Raw genomic sequence first — 13,694 nt, forward strand, 5'->3', positions numbered from 1 at the left:
ATGCGCGTTCTCGTGACGCGTCCGGAGCCGGCCTCGGCCAGAACCGCCGCCGAACTCGAACGCCGTGGTCATGAGCCCGTGCTCCTGCCCCTGATGCAGGCGATGCAACAGCCCGAGGCACTCGCCGCCCCTCCCGCACCCGACGCAGGTTTCCTTGCCGTGACCAGTGCCGAAGCGATGCGCGTGCTGAAAACGCTTCCGGACAATGCAAGACGTGCCTTCCTGGCTCCGCCCCTCTTCGCCGTCGGTCGCGCCACGGCCCGTGCAGCAAGAGAGGCCGGTTTCAAGGATGTTTCGGTTGCCGACGGTGACGGACACTCCCTGGCTGGACTGCTCATCGCGAAGTCGGACCAACATCCGGGCGCATCGATCCTCTATTTGACGGGAACTCCACGCTCTCCAGACTTCGAAGCCAAGCTGCGAGAGGCGGGACGCATGGTGGACGTACGGGAATGTTACCGGATGGTTCCGTCCACCTATCCCGACACCGCGGTAATCGACAAGCTCACCCCGATGCCGGAAGTAATTCTGGTCTACTCCTCCGAAACGGCAAGGCGTCTCGGGGAGTTGCACGACCGAACGAGCGAAGTGCTCGACTGGCCCCAGACACGCTTTCTCTGCCTGAGTGAAAAGATTGCCGACGCCCTGCCGGCAGATTTTCACGCCAGATGCCGTTGGCCTATGGAACCTCGCGAGGATCTGCTCCTTCTTCTGCTTTGATGCAGTGCCGCGTGAAATGGAACCTCGGGCCTTCCCTTCGCCTTGAGGACTGACTAGGTTTAATCACACGCACGAAATGAAGAGGTTGCCATGGTTTCCGGAAAGCCACCCCGTCGATCGAAAGCCACCGATGATCCGGTGACAATCGACCTGACCGCTGAGGAAACCAAGTCCGCCGCGGATTCCGGCAATGCCGAGGCCGATGCTCTGCCATCGGATACCCCTGCCTCGTCTGCCGTGCCCGACGAGCCGACCGCAAGTGCCACGGCTTCGAACGACGCTCCCCCTGAAACGCCGGCAGATCCCTGGACGCCCACGCCGGAGCCGACGGCTGAAACCGCCCCTGTCGATGACACGGAAACGCGTGCTGAAACGGCAGCGAAAAGCGAGACAACCACCAACCGGGAACCGGTTCGCCAGTCCCCTCCGACCTCGACCCTGGTTGCCTCCGGCATCTTCGGCGGCCTCGTGGCACTCGCTCTGGCCGGCAGCATGCAATATGCCGGGATCGTTCCCGGCCTGGGCCCGGAACAGACGGTCCAGGCTCCAGCCGTGGACACGGCAGAGCTTGACGCGTTGAAGGCCGAAGTCGCGCGCCTGGCGGCACAACCCGCGGCGCCCGCCACCGACCCTGCACTTGCCGAGCGGATAACAGCGCTCGAAACCAGCGTCGCCAATGCGGGCTCCGAGCCGACCGCCGATGCCGCCGCTGTCGAAGCACTCAAGACGCAGCTGGTCGCTGCTGAACAGGCGATCGAATCCCTGCGTGCGGAAATCGCCAGCAACAAGCAGGCGCTCGACCAGAGCGCCACGCGACTTGATGAAGCCGAGCGCAAGCTGGACGAACCACGCAGCGACGTTGAAATGGCGCGTGCCATCGCCCTTTCCGGTTTGAAGACCGCAATCGATCGCGGCGGCCCGTTCCTGTCGGAGCTCGACGCCTTGAAAAGCGTTTCGCCCGAGGATCCGGCGGTTGCCGCACTCACACCGCTTGCAAGCAACGGCGTACCGTCTCGGTCGGATCTGACACGGCAGTTCAACCAGGTGGCGGAGGAGATCCTCGCCGCCATCCACCAGCCGGAGCAAGGCGAAGGCTGGACCGATCGCCTGATGGCGAGCGCCCGCTCGCTGGTCAAGGTGCGGCCCGTCGGCAATGTAGAGGGCGATACGCCGGAGGCCATCGTCGCCCGCGTTGAAAACAAGCTGCAGAATGGCGACCTCAAGGGCGCGGCCCTGGAATGGGAAACACTGCCTGAAGCCGGCAAGGCGGCCTCATCGGAGTTTGCTACAACTCTGAAGAACCGGATCGAGGCCGAGGAGCGGGTAGCCGCGGCGCTGTCTCAGACCGTGGCCGGAAACGGAGGCTGACGCATGACAACCATCCTCAAGGTCCTCTTCTTCTTCGGTTTCATCCTGGCGCTCGGCTTCGGCTTCTCCTGGATCGCGGATCGTCCCGGTGAAATCTCGCTGATCTGGGAAGGTCAACAGTACAATACCGATCTCATAGTCGCCGTGACGGCGCTCGTCGGGCTCGTCGCCGTGATCATGGTAACCTGGTGGCTGCTACGCACGCTCTGGACTTCGCCCCACTCGGTTCGCCGCTTCTTCCGCGCCCGCAAGCGCGACCGCGGCTATCAGGCGCTCTCCACCGGTCTGATTGCCGCAGGTGCTGGAAACGCGATCCTGGCCCGCAAGATGAGCGCCCGCGCCAGAAGCCTGATACGCGCTGATCAGGAGCCCCTGATCCGCGTGCTGGATGCCCAGGCCGCTCTGATCGAAGGCCGCCATGACGAGGCCCGCCGGCTGTTCCAGGAGATGTCCGAAGATCCGGAGACCCGAGAGCTGGGCCTACGCGGCCTTTATATCGAGGCAAATCGTCTGGGGGCCCATGAGGCAGCTCGGCAATATGCCGAAACCGCAGCGGAAGCTGCTCCCTACCTGCCCTGGGCGGCCAAGGCGACGCTCGAACACCGCTGCCGCGCCGGGCACTGGGACGATGCGATCCGACTGCTCGACCAGCAGAAGATCGCCCATGTCCTGGAACGCCACGAGGCCGAACGCCTGAAGGCCGTGCTTTTGACCGCAAAGGCCGAGGACCAGCTCGAAGCCGAACCGGCGGGCGCACGCGACAGCGCGTTGAAGGCACTGAAGCTCGCCAAGGGTCTCGTCCCGGCCGCGATCGTGGCCGCCAAGGCCTATATGCGCGAAGACAACCTCCGCAAGGCGTCACACACGCTGGAACAGGTCTGGAAGATCGAACCGCACCCGGAAATTGCCCGGGCCTATGTGCGGGCGCGCAGCGGTGACAGCGCCGTGGACCGTCTCAAGAAGGCGGAGAAGCTTGAGGCCCTGAAGCCGAACAATTACGAGTCGTTGCTTGTTGTCGCCGAGGCAGCGCTCGATGCCCAGGATTTCAAGAAGGCTCGGACAAAGGCGGAAGCTGCTGCCCGTATCGCTTCGCGCGAACGGGTCTATCTGCTCCTTGCGGATATTGAAGAGGCCGAAACCGGCGATCAGGGCCGTATCCGCCATTGGATGGGCCAGGCCCTGAAGGCGCCGCGCGACCCCGCCTGGGTGGCCGACGGCCATGTCTCTGAACGCTGGATGCCGATATCGCCGGTCACCGGTCGTCTCGATGCCTTCGAATGGAAGACACCCTTCGACCAACTGGCCGGCCCGATCGAAGAAGGCAGCGTCTCCGAAGGCGAAAAGGCACTTGCCTCCCTGCCACCTGTTGCAAGGACCGAAGCGCCTGCGCAGCCCGAACCTCAGTTCGAGACGGCAAAGCCGAAAATCGTGCAACCGGAAGCCCGGGTGATCGATGCCGAGCCTCAAGCAAAAGCAATCGAACCGGAGGCACCTCCGGCCAAAGCGACAAAGCCGGAGAAACCTGCGGTGATCGCATCCAGAGAGGCCACTGCCGCTGCACAGGAGCCAGCTGTGGTCGAGCCATTCTTCGGCCGGCCGCCCGATGACCCCGGGGTCAAGGATCCGGCGCTCGCCGCACCGGAAGCCAAAACGCGCCTGAAACTGTTCTGACGGGATCCGCATGCTCGACCGCTTGCAAGCCTTCTTCCAATCCGTGATGCAGGACCGCCCCAAGGCGGTCTTCGCCCCCGACGATCCCCGGATCGCCGTCGCTGCCCTCTGTCTCCAGGTCATGGAGGCAGACGGCGTCGTGCGCGATACCGAGCGGATGAAACTGCGGGAAATCCTGAAAGAAGAATACGGGCTCGAAGATAGCGCCCTCGACGCCTTGATCGAAGCCGGTCAGGACGCGGAAAGCGAGGCGGTCGACTACTACCGCTTCACCACGGAACTGAAGCGCCAGCTGAATGAAGATGAGCGCCAGCACCTCGTGGGCATCCTCTGGGACATTGTCTATGCCGATGGCACCCGCAGCGAAATGGAAGACCACGCGATCTGGCGGGTTGCCGATCTGCTCGGTGTCTCCGGGCGTGAACGCATCGTCCAGCGGCAGGAAGCAGCCGAACGTGCGGGTCTTGGAGCGATCGACGATGCCACGTGAGGAACGGTCGCGTTCGCACGATCGCAAGCTGCCTGTCCTGATCGTCCTGCATCAGGAACGTTCCAGCCCCGGCCGGGTCGGCCAGATGCTGGAAGAAAAGGGTTACCCGCTCGACATCCGCCGCCCGGTGCTCGGCGAAGACTTGCCGAAGAGCCTGAGGAACCACGCTGGCGCGGTCGTCTTCGGCGGGCCAATGAGCGCCAATGATCCCGACGATTACATCAAGACCGAAATCAACTGGCTCGATGTACCGCTCAAGGAAAACAAGCCGTTCCTCGGCATCTGCCTCGGCGCCCAGATGCTGGTCCGCCATCTCGGCGGCAAGGTGGAGGCCGACCGCGAGGAACGCACCGAGATCGGCTGGTATCCGATCCGGCCGACGGAGCATGGCCGCCTGCTGATGCATTGGCCGAAGATGGTCTATCACTTCCATCGCGAGGGTTTCAGCCTGCCCAATGGTGCAAAATTGCTCGCGACCGGCGACCTCTACCCGAACCAGGCCTTCCGCTATGGCGAAAACGCCTGGGCCGTGCAGTTCCATGCCGAACTGACCCGCGCCATGATGCACCGCTGGGTCGTCCATGGTGCACATCGATTCGTGCTACCGAATGCCCAGCAAGGCCGGGAACATCTGGAAGGCCGGATGATCTTCGACGCCCCCTTGCGCGCCTGGCTTTCGGATTTCCTCGACCTGATCTTCGAGCGTGATCAGCGCGCCTCCTGACGCTCCGGCACTTCGAGACTGTCGATCTTGCGCAGCTGCGGGAAACCGAGCGCCCAGACGGCCGCAACGGCGAGCGTGCCGAAACCACCGATCACGACAGCTGGCACAGGCCCGATGAAATGCGCCATGGTGCCGGCGCGGAATTCGCCGAGCTCGTTGGAAGCTCCGACAAAGACCATGTTGACGGCATTGACCCGGCCACGCACCTCGTCTGGAGTCCAGAGAGCGATCAGCGTCTCACGCACATAGACGGACGCCATGTCGGCGGCACCCATCAGCATCAAGGCGAGGATCGAAAGCCACGCATATTCGGACAAGCCAAAGACGATCGTGCCGGCCCCGAACAGCGCAACACCGATGAACATAAAGATCCCGGCATTGTGACGGATCGGGAAGGTCGCCAGCGCGATGGCAACGATGATGGCGCCGATCCCGGGTGCGGCGCGCAGGAGACCTAGCCCCCAGGGGCCGAGATCGAGAATGTCACGCGCAAAGACCGGCATCAGCGCCACGGCGCCGCCGAGCAGGACGGCGAAGAGGTCGAGCGAGATCGCACCCAGCACCACCTTCTCGCCGAAGATGAAGCGGAAGCCGGCAAACAGCGTATCGAGACTGACGGCCTTCTCCGACTTCCGCTGTGGCGGGCGCTTGACGAGGAAGACCAGGATCGCCGCAGCCGCGAAGAAAGCAAAGGACACGGAATAAGCAACAACAGGGCTCGCTCCGTAGAGCAGACCACCGGCCACGGGGCCGACGATCGACGCTGTCTGCCAGGAGGACGAATTCCAGGCGACCGCGTTGGAGAGATCCTTCTGCGGCACCAGGTTGGGCGCAAGCGACTGCACGGCGGGCGCTGCAAAGGCGCGCTCGATGCCGAAGACGACGAGGATGGCAAATACGATCGTCGGCTCGAAGGCATCGGCGATGGTCAGCCCAAGCAGCGCTCCGGCGCAGATGGCGCTGACGATCATGCAGATCGAGACGATGGCCCGGCGGTTATAGCGGTCGGCGACGGAACCGGTGACGAGGATCAGGAGCAGTGACGGCAGGAATTGCACCAGACCGATCAGACCGAGATAAAAGACATTGCCCGTCATGTCATACATCTGCCAGCCGACGGAGACGCTGAGGATCTGGGTGGCGAAGGCTCCCAGGAAGCGGGCAAAGAAGAAACGCGTGTAGGAGGAATGCCGAAACGCGGCGAAACGATCATCGGCCGAGGACGGGTGCATCGAAGTGACCTTAAGCTGCGGACAGGCCCGCCGTTAAACATGATTCGGAGTGCGTGGGCCCCATCCACTTGTCCGTTAAGTCGCCAATGTCTACATCACTGTCAACCGAGAAATGGAGACCTGAATGTACGCACTGTTTCAGACGATCGACCTTGCCCTGAGCATCTTTACCTGGATTCTGATCGGCAGTGCGATCTTCTCCTGGCTCTACGCCTTCAACGTGATCAACTCCAGCAATCGATTCGTGGCGACGCTTGGACAATTCCTCCACAACGTCACCGAACCGGCCCTCCGCCCGATCCGCCGCTTCATGCCGGATCTCGGCGGTATCGACATTTCGCCGATTGTCCTGCTGTTGATCATCTTCTTCCTGCGTTCCTTCCTCTGGAACAGCATCTACCCGCTGGTGGCGTGACAAGCCCCTACCGTCTTGGCCATGACCATCTCCTGCTCGCCGTCCGGCTGACACCGAACGGCGGGCGCGATGCGTTTGACGGGGTGGAAGTTTCCGCCGACGGCCAGTCACATCTGAAGGCCCGCGTGACCGCCGTGCCCGAAAAGGGCAAGGCCAACAAGGCCCTCATCGCCCTGCTCTCAAAATCCTTGAAGGTCCCGAAATCGACGATAACAGTCGTCTCCGGCGAAACCTCAAGACAAAAAATCCTCCGGATCGAGGGCGACCCGGAGGATTTGAAATCGCGGTTAGACGCTCTCGCGTCCGCCTGAGAACTTACTTGCCTTCGTCCTTGGCGCGCTGGATCGAGTCCAGAATGATCTGCTTGGCAGCATCGACATCCATCCAGTCGCCGATCTTGACCCACTTGCCGGGCTCCAGATCCTTGTAGTGCTCGAAGAAGTGCTGGATCTGCTTCAGCGTGATTTCCGGAAGATCCGTGTAGTTGGTGATCTTGTCATAGCGACGCGTCAGCTTCGGTACCGGCACGGCGAGGATCTTCTCGTCCATGCCGCCATCGTCTTCCATCATCATCACGCCGATCGGGCGAACATTGATGACGCAGCCCGGAACGAGCGGGCGCGTGTTGCAGATCAGAACGTCGAGCGGGTCGCCGTCCTTGCAGAGCGTGTGCGGCACGAAGCCGTAATTGCCCGGATAGGTCATCGGGGTGTAGAGGAAGCGGTCGACGACCAGCGTGCCGGCGTCCTTGTCCATCTCATACTTGATCGGCTGGCCGCCGACAGGAACTTCGACGATGACGTTGATGTCTTCCGGCGGGTTCTTGCCGATGGCAATTGCATCAATACGCATATTATTGGACCCCGTAGAGTGTTGAATTCCTGCGCTACCTAATGCGAATTATGGCGCAATGCAACACGGCTTTCGGCTGAGTCGCAGGTCACCGGGCACGACGCCAAAAGACGGGGAGTGCAGACAGCATGAGCAAGAAGAATGGAGTGATGTCGGGCCTGTCGCTTCTGACCGTCCTGACACTTGCGAGCCCCGCTCCCGCAAACGACAGCAGCTATACGGATCTTGACCTCGATGCCTGTGAGACATTGGCAGAGGACCCGATGAGCGTATCGCTGAAGTGCGATGGTTACGGCGAGTTTCCCGTCTACTTCAAGGAGGGCGACCTTCGGCAGAGCGTGATCTTCGGCAAGGTCGATCGGGAACTCATCGAGGGCGCCTTCGAGAGCTTTTCTGCCTTCAACCGGGTCAATACGAAGATCGAGTGGCGACTCAATGGGGCGGGCACACCGGTGGCGGCAATCCTGCGCTGGTTCATCGAAAACCCGGGACCCAGCGGATCACCCAGCCCGGAAAGCACAGGCCAGGCTCTTGTCATTTCTCGCGTCGGAACGGCAGCCTATCCGGGCTCCTGCTTCGTCGGGATGGTGGATGCGAAGGCGACCGCCGACGCCAACAGGGTGGCCAGACAGGTGGCAGACGATATTGCTGACACTTTCGACTGCGGCATGCAGCCACCGGAATGGTATGGCAAGCGCGGCGACCTGACCAGTGAGCGCACCTTCAGTTGGCCCGAGGGTTACGTCGTTGACTGAGGCAAACGCGGTCAGTTCCAGATGAAGCCAAGCTTCTTCAGGTGCACGTCGTCGAAGTCTTCCATCCCCTCGACGGCATCCGTACCGCCGTTCGTCCGGAAGAAATTTGCGGCAATCTCGCTGTCTTCAAGGCACCAGACGACCATGCCGTTGCAGCCCAGTGAGTTCAAAATCCGCCGCGCCTCGTGGAACAGCTGGTAACCGAGCCCGATACCCTGATATTCGGGCCGGAGATACAACTCATAGATCTCGCCCTCATGCGGCAAGACGCGCGCTCTGTTGTAGCCGAGGGAAGCATAACCAGCGACTTGACCAGCCACTTCGGCAACAAGGATCGTGGCGGGACCACGCGTCGCCTTTCGCCACCAGCTTTCGCCGCGGCGCTCGACCATACGGGTCAGCGCACGATAGGGAATGATGCCGGAATAGGCGTGCATCCAGGCATTGCGATGAGCATCCGCGATCGCGGCGGCATCACCGGGGCCTGCCAAGCGCATGTCGATCGACAACGTCTTCATAACGTAAACCCACTCTGGCGCGCCCCCTGATGAGACGCGGAGCCTGGACCTGCATCGGTCCAACGAGAAAATTTAACGCTTTTTTAAGATTACTCGCAAGGCAGAAGGCGCAGGTTGCACAAACAAAACCCCGGCCTTTTGGACCGGGGTTTCAAAACGAAACATATTTTCAGAGACTTGCGCCTCAGATGGCAGCCTTGGACTTTTCCATGCGCTTGCGATCGTTCGCATCGAGGAACATCTTGCGCAGACGGATCGACTTCGGCGTGACTTCCATCAGCTCGTCGTCCTGGATCCAGGAGAGCGCGCGGTCCAGCGTCATGCGGATCGGCGGGGTGAGCTTGACGGCTTCGTCCTTGCCGGCCGAGCGGATGTTGGTCAGCTGCTTGCCCTTGAGAACGTTGACTTCGAGGTCGTTGTCACGCGTGTGGATGCCGATGATCATGCCGGCATAAACCTTTTCACCTGGCTCGATGATCATCGGGCCGCGGTCTTCCAGGTTGAACATCGCATAGGCAACAGCTTCACCCGACTGGTTGGACAGCAGAACGCCGTTGACGCGACCGGTGATCGCACCCTTGTAAGGCTGGTAGTCGTGGAACAGGCGGTTCATAATCGCCGTGCCGCGCGTATCGGTCAGGAGTTCCGACTGGTAGCCGATCAGGCCACGGGTCGGTGCGTAGAAGCGCAGACGAACGCGGCTACCGCCAGACGGGCGAAGCTCGACCATTTCAGCCTTGCGCTCGGACATCTTCTGAACGACGACTCCGGAATGCTCTTCATCGACGTCGATCACGACTTCTTCGATCGGCTCCATGGTCTGGCCGCTCTCGTCCTTGTGCATGACGACGCGCGGACGCGAAACGGCAAGCTCGAAGCCTTCGCGGCGCATGGTCTCAATGAGAACGGCGAGCTGCAATTCGCCACGGCCGGACACGAAGAACGAGTCCTTGCCGTCGGATTCTTCGATCTTCAGGGCGACATTGCCTTCAGCTTCCTTGAACAGGCGATCGCGGATGACACGGCTTGTGACCTTGTCACCTTCCGTGCCGGCAAGCGGGCTGTCATTGACGAGGAAGGACATGGTGACGGTCGGCGGATCGATCGGCTGTGCCGTCATGGCTTCGGTGATCGACGGATCGCAGAACGTGTCAGCAACCGTGCCCTTCGAAAGGCCGGCGATGGCGACGATGTCACCAGCATGGGCTTCTTCGATCGGCTGGCGCTCGATGCCGCGGAACGCGAGGATCTTCGAAATACGGCCGGTTTCAACGGTCTTGCCATCCTGGGCGAGAACCTTGACAGCCTGGTTCGGCTTGATCGAGCCGGAAGCGATACGACCGGTGATGATGCGACCGAGGAAGGGGTTGGCTTCGAGAAGCGTTCCGATCATGCGGAACGGGCCTTCTTCGACGTTAGGCTCCGGAACATGCTCGAGCACGAGGTCGAGAAGCGGCGCGAGACCGGCATCCTTCGGACCTTCCGGGTTCACGTTCATCCAGCCATCGCGACCAGAGCCGTACAGGATCGGGAAGTCGAGCTGATCGTCGGTCGCATCGAGATTGGCGAAGAGGTCGAAGACTTCGTTGATGACTTCTTCGTGGCGGCCGTCCGGGCGGTCGATCTTGTTGATCGCGACGATCGGGCGAAGACCGACCTTCAGCGCCTTGCCGACAACGAACTTGGTCTGCGGCATCGGGCCTTCAGACGAGTCGACCAGAACGATCGCGCCGTCCACCATCGACAGGATACGCTCTACTTCACCGCCGAAGTCGGCGTGACCGGGCGTATCGACGATGTTGATGCGGTGCCCCTTCCACTCGATCGAAGTCGCCTTGGCCAGGATCGTGATGCCACGTTCCTTTTCGAGGTCGTTCGAATCCATCATGCGCTCGGCGGTGCGCTGGTTCTCACGGAAAGACCCCGACTGCTTCAGAAGCTCGTCCACAAGGGTCGTTTTTCCATGGTCGACGTGCGCGATAATCGCGATGTTGCGCATTTTCATGTTTGTGATCTCTGATAGCTGGGGCGCAATACGGGAGAGTGGCGCCGATTTACTTTGGCGCGCTCATACCTTGTTTTTTGCATTTGCGAAAGGGGGAAACGCCCGATGCGCCGGCGATGGTTACCGCCGACGGCAAATTTCGGGTGCACTGCAAGCCTTAAGCGGCAAGCCCTTTCTTCTTCAGCATCGCCTCCGGGCTTGGCAGCTTGCCGCGGAATGCCTTGTAGGCATCCTCCGGATCGACCGATCCACCCGAGGCATAAATGTGGGTCTTGAGCTTCGATGCCATCTCCGGATCGAAGGGATTGCCGGTCTCCTCGAAGGCCGCGAAGGCGTCGGCATCGAGGACTTCCGACCACATGTAGGAATAGTAGCCGGCAGAATAGCCGTCACCGGAAAACACATGCTGGAAGTGCGGCGTGGCGTGGCGCATGACGATCGAAGCGGGCATGCCGATCTTCTCGAGCACCTCGGCCTGCACCGCAATCGGGTCTTCGACCGCCCCGCGTGTGTGGAAGGCCATATCAACGAGCGCCGACGAGGTGAATTCGACGGTGTTGAAGCCCGCGTTGAAGGTTCGGGCGGCGAGCACCTTGTCGAGCAATGCCTGCGGCATCGGTTCGCCGGTCTGGTAGTGGACCGCATAGGTCTTGAGGATTTGCGGCACAGTCAGCCAGTGTTCGTAGAGCTGCGACGGCAGTTCGACGAAGTCTCGTGATACGCCCGTGCCCGAGACAGAAGGATAGGTGACATCCGACAGCATGCCATGTGCGGCGTGGCCGAATTCGTGGAAGAGTGTGCGGGCATCGTCGAGTGACAGCAGCGCCGGCTTGCCGGGCTCGGGCTTGGCGAAATTGCAGACATTGTAGATAATCGGCAGCTCACCCTGGCGGCCGTTCTTCAGCGGCAGCCGGTGCTGCGCCTGGAAACTGCTCATCCAGGCACCCGAGCGCTTCGATGAACGGGCGAAATAGTCACCGAGGAAAAGCGCCACCAGCTTGTCGTTCCGGTCGCGGATCTCGAAGACCCGCACATCCGGATGATAGCCAACGACATTGGCAAGCGGCACGGCGCGGATGCCGAAGATGCGGCCCGCGACGTCGAAGCAGGCCTCGATGATCTTTTCGAGCTGCAGATAGGGCTTCAGTTCGGTTTCGGAAAAATTGAACTTCTGTGCCCGGAGCTTTTCGGCGTAGTGGCGCCAGTCCCACGGCGCGACGTCATGGTTCTTTCCCTCTTCAGCAATCAAGGCGGCAAGCTCGGCCTCTTCGGCGCGCGCCTGAGAGACCGCTTTTTCCCAGACCTGCATCAGGAGACCGTTCACCGCTTCCGGTGTCTTCGCCATCGTGTTGTCGAGCTTGTAGGAGGCAAAGTCCTTGTAGCCGAGCAGAGCCGCCTTCTCTGCCCTGAGAGCCAGGGTTTCCTTGACGATTTCCCGGTTGTCCGTTGCCCCGCCATTGATGCCGCGCGTGGTCCAGGCCTTGAAGGCGATCTCGCGCAGGTCGCGACGTTCGGAGAAGGTGAGGAAGGGCTCGATGATCGACCGCGACAGTGTCACCACATGGCTGTGTCCGCCGCCATGGGCGGCAGCCGCAGACGCCATGGCATCGCGCAGGAAGGCGGGGATACCAGCGAGATCCTCCTCGCCGACAAGCGGCAGGGTCCACGACGATTCGTCGGCGAGGACGTTCTGGCCGAAACTGGCACCGAGGCTCGCGAGCCTTTCGTTGATCGCCGCCAGACGCTCCTGCTCGGCCTTCGGCAACTTGGCACCCGCTTTCACGAAGCCCTTCCAGTGGCGTTCCAGAACGCGGGTCTGCTCAACCGTCAGCCCGAGATCCGCCTGGCGTGTCCAGAGGTCATCGATGCGGCGGAACAGCGCCGCGTTCATGCCGATCTTCGAATAGTGGCGCGACATCTTCGGCGCGATCTCGCGCTCCAGAGCCTGGATGTCGGGATTGGTATGGGCACCGGCACGGTTCCAGAACAGGGCCGACACACGGGAGAGCGCGTCGCCCGCGATTTCCAGTGCAACGATCGTGTTCGCGAAAGTCGCCGGTTCAGGATTACCTGCGATCGCATCGATTTCCGCGTCGTGCTCTTTCAGCGCCGCGTCAAAGGCCGGCGCATAGTCGTCGTCGCCAACCTTCTCGAACTGCGGCAGGCCATGCGGCCCCTGCCACTCGGTGACGGCGGGATTGAAAACAGACGACTGGACCATGCGAAAACCTCCTGAAGCTTCGCGCTGCAAAGGAGCGAAGCACTGATTTTCCTCCATGTTATCCCGGCAACATATGGGTGAGCACGCAAAAATCGGTGAACAAGGCAGAATTTTTCCACCACGGGTTCAGGCGCTGATTGACGTAGTTTCGAATAAGAACATAGATCGATACATCCTATGAAAGGACGGTCACGGCCATGGAAATCTTTCCGATCCAACCGGTAGGCGCATCCTCCCTTCGCGTCAAAGAAAGCAGCCCGCAATCCAATGTCGGCCTACCTGAGCTTTCGCCGAAGGTAGCGGTCTCGAAAGAAACCGAGGTTTTCGAAGAGGCGTTGTCGGTCTTCGCCAGCATGACGCCCCGCCGCTTGCGCGAGATTGCGTCGGAGAGCTTTCAGCGGGAAGAGATCGACGCCGACACCTATCGCGAACTCTCGACGGAGCTGCCCTTGCAGATCGTCGATCGCAACGGCAAGATGATGGATCTGTCCACACTGACCGACGACTCCCATTTCGACTATGCGGAATACTACCGGACACAGCAGTCGCTTGCCGAGATGATCGGCGACATGGACATGGCGGGCTCCTATTCGAAGGTTCTGGATTTCTTTTCGAAATCGACCTGATCGCGCAGGAAGCGACAATTGGCACTCGATCCCGGACCACAATCGCACTAAGTCATCAGCAGGAGGCGCCGCAGTGGCGCCTTTCTTCTTGATTCCG

Annotated in this window: 14 protein-coding genes; 9 read left to right on the forward strand and 5 right to left on the reverse strand. The window is 61.3% G+C overall.

Features of this window, described 5'->3' with window-relative positions:
* The 5 genes from GH983_RS18675 to GH983_RS18695 all read left to right on the forward strand — a co-directional run bounded on the left by GH983_RS18675 (window position 1) and on the right by GH983_RS18695 (window position 4,973).
* The gene (locus tag GH983_RS18675) at window positions 1-720 is read left to right on the forward strand and encodes a uroporphyrinogen-III synthase (RefSeq protein WP_153763212.1); all 720 of its coding nucleotides are present in this window, start codon (window positions 1-3) and stop codon (window positions 718-720) included.
* Window positions 721-810: 90 nt separating this feature from the next.
* Window positions 811-2,088, forward strand: a complete 1,278-nt coding sequence (locus GH983_RS18680; RefSeq protein WP_153763213.1) for a mitofilin family membrane protein — start codon at window positions 811-813, stop codon at window positions 2,086-2,088.
* A 3-nt stretch (window positions 2,089-2,091) separates the two neighbouring features.
* Window positions 2,092-3,759, forward strand: coding sequence for a heme biosynthesis protein HemY (locus GH983_RS18685; RefSeq protein WP_153763214.1), 1,668 nt, complete (start codon window positions 2,092-2,094; stop codon window positions 3,757-3,759).
* A 10-nt stretch (window positions 3,760-3,769) separates the two neighbouring features.
* On the forward strand, window positions 3,770-4,249 hold the full coding sequence (locus GH983_RS18690) for a TerB family tellurite resistance protein (RefSeq protein WP_054150393.1): 480 nt from the start codon (window positions 3,770-3,772) through the stop codon (window positions 4,247-4,249).
* Entirely contained in the window at window positions 4,239-4,973 is a 735-nt protein-coding gene (locus GH983_RS18695) for a glutamine amidotransferase (protein WP_153763215.1), read from the forward strand. The genes GH983_RS18690 and GH983_RS18695 overlap by 11 nt, the downstream gene beginning before the upstream one ends.
* Here GH983_RS18695 and GH983_RS18700 read toward each other — a convergent pair.
* Window positions 4,958-6,205, reverse strand: coding sequence for an MFS transporter (locus tag GH983_RS18700; RefSeq protein WP_054150391.1), 1,248 nt, complete (start codon window positions 6,203-6,205; stop codon window positions 4,958-4,960). The genes GH983_RS18695 and GH983_RS18700 overlap by 16 nt on opposite strands.
* 124 nt (window positions 6,206-6,329) lie before the next feature.
* Here GH983_RS18700 and GH983_RS18705 point away from each other — a divergent pair, with 124 nt between their 5' ends.
* Together GH983_RS18705 and GH983_RS18710 are read left to right on the forward strand one after the other, a co-directional pair.
* Window positions 6,330-6,620 (forward strand): YggT family protein, encoded by a 291-nt coding sequence (locus GH983_RS18705; protein ID WP_054150366.1) that lies wholly within the window; start codon window positions 6,330-6,332, stop codon window positions 6,618-6,620.
* A complete protein-coding gene (locus GH983_RS18710; protein ID WP_069042860.1) occupies window positions 6,617-6,931 on the forward strand; it encodes a DUF167 domain-containing protein in 315 nt (104 codons plus the stop codon). The genes GH983_RS18705 and GH983_RS18710 overlap by 4 nt, the downstream gene beginning before the upstream one ends.
* Window positions 6,932-6,935: 4 nt before the next feature.
* Here the strand turns inward: GH983_RS18710 and ppa are convergent, their stop codons facing one another.
* Window positions 6,936-7,472, reverse strand: a complete 537-nt coding sequence (ppa, locus tag GH983_RS18715) for an inorganic diphosphatase (RefSeq protein ID WP_054150364.1) — start codon at window positions 7,470-7,472, stop codon at window positions 6,936-6,938.
* A 128-nt stretch (window positions 7,473-7,600) separates the two neighbouring features.
* On the opposite strand from ppa, the gene GH983_RS18720 reads away from it, so the two are divergent.
* Window positions 7,601-8,227 carry a hypothetical protein gene (locus GH983_RS18720; protein ID WP_083229636.1) on the forward strand — a complete coding sequence of 209 codons (627 nt, stop codon included), beginning with the start codon at window positions 7,601-7,603 and terminating at the stop codon, window positions 8,225-8,227.
* 11 nt (window positions 8,228-8,238) lie between these two features.
* Here GH983_RS18720 and GH983_RS18725 read toward each other — a convergent pair whose 3' ends face one another.
* The 3 genes from GH983_RS18725 to GH983_RS18735 form a co-directional block, all read right to left on the reverse strand.
* The gene (locus GH983_RS18725; protein ID WP_069042859.1) at window positions 8,239-8,745 is read right to left on the reverse strand and encodes a GNAT family N-acetyltransferase; all 507 of its coding nucleotides are present in this window, start codon (window positions 8,743-8,745) and stop codon (window positions 8,239-8,241) included.
* Between the two features lie 184 nt (window positions 8,746-8,929).
* Complete coding sequence (gene typA / locus GH983_RS18730; protein WP_054150361.1) at window positions 8,930-10,750, reverse strand: translational GTPase TypA; 1,821 nt, start codon at window positions 10,748-10,750, stop codon at window positions 8,930-8,932.
* Window positions 10,751-10,907: 157 nt separating this feature from the next.
* Window positions 10,908-12,971 carry a M3 family metallopeptidase gene (locus GH983_RS18735; RefSeq protein WP_153763216.1) on the reverse strand — a complete coding sequence of 688 codons (2,064 nt, stop codon included), beginning with the start codon at window positions 12,969-12,971 and terminating at the stop codon, window positions 10,908-10,910.
* A 197-nt stretch (window positions 12,972-13,168) separates the two neighbouring features.
* On the opposite strand from GH983_RS18735, the gene GH983_RS18740 reads away from it, so the two are divergent.
* Window positions 13,169-13,597: a hypothetical protein gene (locus GH983_RS18740; RefSeq protein WP_153763217.1), complete on the forward strand. Its 429-nt coding sequence runs from the start codon at window positions 13,169-13,171 to the stop codon at window positions 13,595-13,597.
* The last annotated feature ends 97 nt before the right edge of the window (window positions 13,598-13,694 follow it).

The sequence above is a fragment of the Agrobacterium sp. MA01 genome (assembly GCF_009650195.1).
Lineage (GTDB): Bacteria > Pseudomonadota > Alphaproteobacteria > Rhizobiales > Rhizobiaceae > Allorhizobium.